Origin of the sequence: Pseudoalteromonas denitrificans DSM 6059, assembly GCF_900112265.1 — a bacterium.
In the GTDB taxonomy this organism is placed as follows: Bacteria; Pseudomonadota; Gammaproteobacteria; order Enterobacterales; family Alteromonadaceae; genus Pseudoalteromonas; species Pseudoalteromonas denitrificans.
Genome location: NZ_FOLO01000106.1, coordinates 1 through 5,333, shown reverse-complemented (window position 1 = coordinate 5,333; position 5,333 = coordinate 1). Strand labels below are relative to the sequence as shown.

At 31.6% G+C, this 5,333-nt stretch carries 5 protein-coding genes and 1 pseudogene; 4 read left to right on the top strand and 2 right to left on the bottom strand.

The window, feature by feature from the left end:
* The 3 genes from BM088_RS26680 to BM088_RS26670 all read left to right on the top strand — a co-directional run.
* Positions 1-275: transposase (locus BM088_RS26680; RefSeq protein ID WP_143085172.1), on the top strand; the 275-nt coding region annotated here is incomplete at its 5' end.
* Positions 272-1,204: a sensor histidine kinase gene (locus BM088_RS26675; protein ID WP_177208197.1), complete on the top strand. Its 933-nt coding sequence runs from the start codon at positions 272-274 to the stop codon at positions 1,202-1,204. The genes BM088_RS26680 and BM088_RS26675, both read left to right, overlap by 4 nt.
* 1 nt (position 1,205) lies before the next feature.
* Entirely contained in the window at positions 1,206-1,922 is a 717-nt protein-coding gene (locus BM088_RS26670) for a LytR/AlgR family response regulator transcription factor (RefSeq protein WP_091991946.1), read from the top strand.
* A 473-nt stretch (positions 1,923-2,395) separates the two neighbouring features.
* Here the strand turns inward: BM088_RS26670 and BM088_RS26665 are convergent, their stop codons facing one another.
* On the bottom strand, positions 2,396-3,256 hold the full coding sequence (locus BM088_RS26665) for a LysR family transcriptional regulator (RefSeq protein ID WP_245763941.1): 861 nt from the start codon (positions 3,254-3,256) through the stop codon (positions 2,396-2,398).
* A 211-nt stretch (positions 3,257-3,467) separates the two neighbouring features.
* Between BM088_RS26665 and BM088_RS26660 the strand changes: the two genes are divergently transcribed.
* Complete coding sequence (locus BM088_RS26660; protein ID WP_091991942.1) at positions 3,468-4,913, top strand: MBL fold metallo-hydrolase; 1,446 nt, start codon at positions 3,468-3,470, stop codon at positions 4,911-4,913.
* Positions 4,914-5,026: 113 nt separating this feature from the next.
* Here the strand turns inward: BM088_RS26660 and BM088_RS27620 are convergent.
* A pseudogene (locus tag BM088_RS27620) lies at positions 5,027-5,333 on the bottom strand (IS4 family transposase); the annotation flags it as partial.

Here is a 5,333-nt window from a genome sequence, read left to right as displayed (position 1 = left end):
GTGATTTTGTTATCGCGGATAAAGGCTATGATAGTGAAGCGATTAGAAATAAAGTTCGAGAGAGAAATTCAAGCCCTGTGATCCCCAGAAAGCAGAACTCAAAAACGGGTAATGGAGATATAGATTGGTGCTTATATAAATATAGGCACTTAGTTGAAAATGCATTTGCAAGACTGAAACACTTCCGTGCTATAGCTACAAGATATGATAAATTAAAGTTACAGTTTGAAAGTATGCTAGCACTGGCGTGTGCAATGATTTGGCTGCCAATGTGAAAGATCAACAGCCCCTAGTGTTTCGTTATTTATATAAAACAAGAAGTTGGCAAAGTTTACAAATAAGTAAAATCATATTGATTGTTTTTGTTTTTTCTGCGATATCTGGCGTTTTGGTTGCTTGTGTTTTAACGTATTGCACGCAATCATTTATACTACAGCCTCAGTTAGAAAATACTAAACCAGATCAAGTGCTTGGTGTGATTATTGGTCAATTAGTTTTTTTAACTTTTACATATCAAGTAATTGCATGTGGATGGGGGTTTATCTATATATATTCAATTGAAAATCGAAAAGTACACACAACTCAGCTTAATAATTTACGTTTACAAAATAGTTTGAAAGACGCTCAGCTTGCCAGTTTGTCAAATCAACTTAATCCTCATTTTTTGTTTAATTCTCTCAATAATATCCGATTTGTGATTTACGAGAATCAAAAAAAAGCAGATGACATGATCACAAACTTAGCTCAGTTATTAAGATACTCTCTTGAAAGTAGTCAAAAAGAAAAAGTGCGTTTATGTACAGAGCTAGAGATAATTGAAAAATTCATTGAAATTCAATCAATTCAATTAGAACATAGATTGATATTTGAAGTGAAAGTTGAAGCGCATTTAAAAAAGTATTTAATGCCACCTATGTTATTACAGTTATTAGTTGAAAATGCGATAAAACATGGCATTGAGCAACTACCAGAAGGCGGTAATGTGCTTGTAAATATTAATGAGAAAAACAATGAATTGGTATTTATGGTAACAAATGACAAACCAGCTGAAAACTTAAAATTTAGAAGTGATAAAACCACAAAAATTGGGTTAGTCAATATTAAGCAGCGACTTGAATTATTATATGACGCGTTAGCGAGTATAAAAGTGATCAATCAAAGTGACACTTTTAAGGTCATAATTACATTGCCAAAAGAGGTTTAAAATGAAAGCAATGGTTATTGAAGACTCTCGATTAGCACGCCACGGATTAATTTCTATGTTGGCAAATTTTAGTGATATTGAAATAATTGGGCAAGCTGAAAATCCTGAGCAAGCAATCTCCCTAATAAAGGAGCTAGAGCCTGAGTTACTCTTTTTAGATATTCATTTACCAGGTGGTACAGGTTTTGAGTTATTAAATGCAATTCATTATTCGCCTAAAGTAATTTTTACAACTGCCTATTCTGAACATGCAATTCAATCATTTGAATATCAAACAGTTGATTATCTATTAAAACCTATCAGTTTAAATAAACTTGAAGGTGCAATAAATAAGCTTAAAACCGCTTCCGAAATTGAGGGACAACTGGATGATAAACCCATACTTGAAATGTCAAATAAGCTATTTTTTAAAAACGGTGAGCAATGCTTTTTAGTTAAACTAAGTGAGATAGATTATTTTGAAAGTTGTAAAAATTATGCTCGAATATTTTTCGAACATAATAATGCTTTTATAAAAAAACCTTTAAGTAGTATTGAAGCAAGATTACCCAAGCAACATTTTTTTAGAGCAAATCGACAATATATTATTAATTTAAATGCAATTAAAAATATGTCTGAAGCTATCAGTGATGGATATATTGTTACAATGAATGATGGAAAAATGCTCGAAATATCAAGGCGAAATGCCACAATATTAAAAGAGCGTTTGAGCTTTTAATTGGCTTGAAGTTTTTAAATTATTGAGATTGATCTTCAGGCTATTATTTTGTAGATTGGCCTTTAGGCTAATTATTTTGTAGTTTAAATTGCTGTAATTATTCTTAAGACCCTTTAAAACGCAAAGCTAAAGCTTCGCCCACGAAGTGCATTTTTTGTAGATTGGCCTTTAGGCTAATTATTTTGTAGTTTAAATTGCTGTAATTATTCTTAACACCCTTTAAAACGCAATGCTAAAGCTTCACCCACGAAGTGCATTTTTTGTAGATTGGCCTTCAGGCTCATTATTTTACTGCCTTAACTGCTGTAAGTATTCTTAACACCCTTTAAAACGCAAAGCTAAAGCCTCGCCCACGAAGTTCATTTTTTGTAGATTGGCCTTTAGGCTCATTATTGTTTTAACTGCTGTAAATTTTCGTAATATTTCTTAAAACGCCAGGTTAAAATTTCGCCTACAGATGTGAGATTGTATTTCTAACGCTGATTTAAAGCAAAATCAATAAAACCTTTTAATGCGGGATTAATTAAGCGACTGGGAGAATAAACGAGAGACATATTTAAAGGGTTAACTTGATATGACTCTAAAATAGGAATGAGTTCTTTATTATTTAAATATGTTTGAATCATAAACTTAGGAATTTGAATAATACCATGGCCATCAGCTGCAAGTTTTGCGCATAATTCCCCCTGATTTACTTCGATTTTACCTTTAACATTTATATACAAGGTTTGTTGATTTTCTTGATATCGCCAGCGCCAAGGCTGTTTAGTAGAAAGTTCGATGATGCAGGCATGCTGTACTAAGTCTTTAGGATGCGAAGGGATGCCATGTACTTTTAAGTATTCAGGACTTGCAACAAATAGTACTTCTAACTCTTTGAATTTACGTGCCACTAAACTAGAGTCAGGGAGTTCGCCGACCCTGAAAGCTAAATCTATGCCTTCATCAACTAAATTGGTATATCGGTTAAGTTGTTGCCAAGAAATGCGAACTTCAGGGTACAACTTTAAAAACTCACTGATAAGAGTTGAAATGCCAAGCTCACTAGAGTTATTTGGACTGGTTATTGTTAACTCACCCCTAATGATTTGGAGTCTGTTATCAGCATGGAATTCAAGGTTGTCTAACTGACTTAATAAAGCTCTGAATTGTTCAACAAAATACACGCCATCACTTGTTACTTTCATAGAGCGGGTCGTACGATATAGTAACTGACACTTAAAGTGCTCTTCTAATTCTGCGACTTGTCTGCTGACGGCTGATACGGCCAAATTCAGCTGATTTGAAGCGCCACTGAAGCTGAGCTTTTCAACGACCACTAAAAATGTACGCATGGCTTTAATAAGATCTATTTTTCTTTTAATGAGAAAAGTCCTTTCTGATATTAGATATTGTTCCTATATGAACATAAATATATGATATCGACAATATGAATCATTTCTTATTTTAATTGTTGATCCGTAAAGGTTATAAAGATGAATAAGTTATTCCATTTGATAAAAAATATATTAAATGGCGTTTATGAAAGTAATTAAAGGAGTAAATATGAAGTTTAAAATAGTCACATTATTAGTCATGTCATCATTATATGCGAATGTATTACAGGCACACAACAATAAGGATTTAACTGAGCAAAGTATAGTCGAAAGCATTAGATCTCATTATGAATTCAGTAAGCCATTAAATAAATTCTCTATTTCCTATGAAGAGCTTAAACCGATTGCTTTTCAGAGCTATCACTATAAAAAACCAGATTTAATTAAAAGTACATACCTTTTTGATTTTGATATCGAGAAAAAACAATTTTATGTAAACGAACAGTCATATTACCCAGGCGGTTTCATTTTTGATAATGTGTATTTTAGTGAAAAATTACACACCCTTTATTATGATATAAATGGTTTTGAGCAGGGCAAGCAGGTACTCAAATTTGATGCTCAGATGAATGATTTTAAAGAAAGCATGATTGGAGTTGCCGATTTTTTAGTTGTTGATAAACTTTTAGAAGAAGTAAGTACTAAAAAAATTAAGGTCACATTTAAAAAGAATAACCAAGCGATTATACAAGTACCACAAAAAGATAATATGTTTGTACGTTATATTTTTAATACTCATCCAATTGAGCTTAAGTCAGTTTATTTTTCAAAGAAAAATGCAACGTTTACTTATAATGACTTTGTTAAAAGTAACGGAATTACCTATGCAAGCAAAGTTGATTATTTGGTTAAAAATGTATTAAATAAACAGTTTATTATTAATAATGTTAAACCTATAAACAAAATAGAAAAGTCAAAACTGCTTCTCCCTTCAGGATATGGTCCAATTATTAACGAAGAAGATAAACCTCTTGAGTTTATAAAAATTGCTAAAGACTTATATCTCATAAATCATGTCTCAGGTGATAGGCATGTGCTTGTGAAAGAAAATCATGATGGGTTAATGGTATTTGGTGCTCCTATTTCAGATAAAACTTCTAATAAAGTAATATCATTCATTAATAAAAATATACCCGAAAAAACAATAAAGTCTGTTTATATCACACATGCGCATAGTGATCATATGCGTGGTTTGACGGCATATGCTAAAAAAAATATCACAATTTTAGCTGATGAATACAGTATTGAAGCCATTAAAGCATACCCCAAATTTAAAGGTGAGATTGCGCAATTTAAATTTCAAACAATAGTGAATAAACAACTTATAAATGGTGTTAGATTTTATATTCCAAAAAACTCTCACAGTAAAGGGCAAAGCTTTGCATATTTTGAACAAAGTGAAATTATTTATGAAGGAGATTTTTTAGAAGTACCTTTTGACAATACTGTTGCGACTCACATGTCACAAGTTGAAAAAGAGTTTTTTGAATTTGTTAGGAAAGAAAAGTTAAAAATTAAACGCATTGTAGGACACCATCGTAATAATAATATTACATTGTCACATATGAATAGGTATTACTTAGCAAATACACCAAAAACTAAGAGTAATTTGTAATAGTGATATGTTTTTCTGAGATTTAAACTTTGTTGGTTAGCCTTTGGGCTAACTTGCCTGATTTTTTATAAGAGCAAGGCTAAAGCCTTAGGGCTCCCCATATCTTTTCCATTTTATTTAATCTCATTTATGAGGCTTCTTTGAGCCTTTTTAATGATACATTCTGGTATATGATAATTTTTATGTGTCAGAATTCTTTTTCCTAAATAACAATAAGATAATACTCGTCTTTTCTTTATTGTGTTTGCTTGGAAGTGGTAATGATATTTTAATATTTCTGCTGCCTTTCCAATAAGATACAATGTGTACTGAGCAATTAAAGCTATTAATAATAGAGCCTGCAATCGCTCTATATTATTACTTCTACTGCGCTTTAATCCAAGACCATAATACTCATTTTTTGTATCCCTAAATGCCTCT

What these genes read in the sequence shown, in the direction of transcription:
- BM088_RS26670 (WP_091991946.1), top strand. Translation starts at nt 1,206, where the DNA reads ATGAAAGCAATGGTTATTGAAGACTCTCGATTAGCACGCCACGGATTA.
- BM088_RS26665 (WP_245763941.1), bottom strand. Translation starts at nt 3,256, where the DNA reads ATGCGTACATTTTTAGTGGTCGTTGAAAAGCTCAGCTTCAGTGGCGCT.
- BM088_RS26660 (WP_091991942.1), top strand. Translation starts at nt 3,468, where the DNA reads ATGAAGTTTAAAATAGTCACATTATTAGTCATGTCATCATTATATGCG.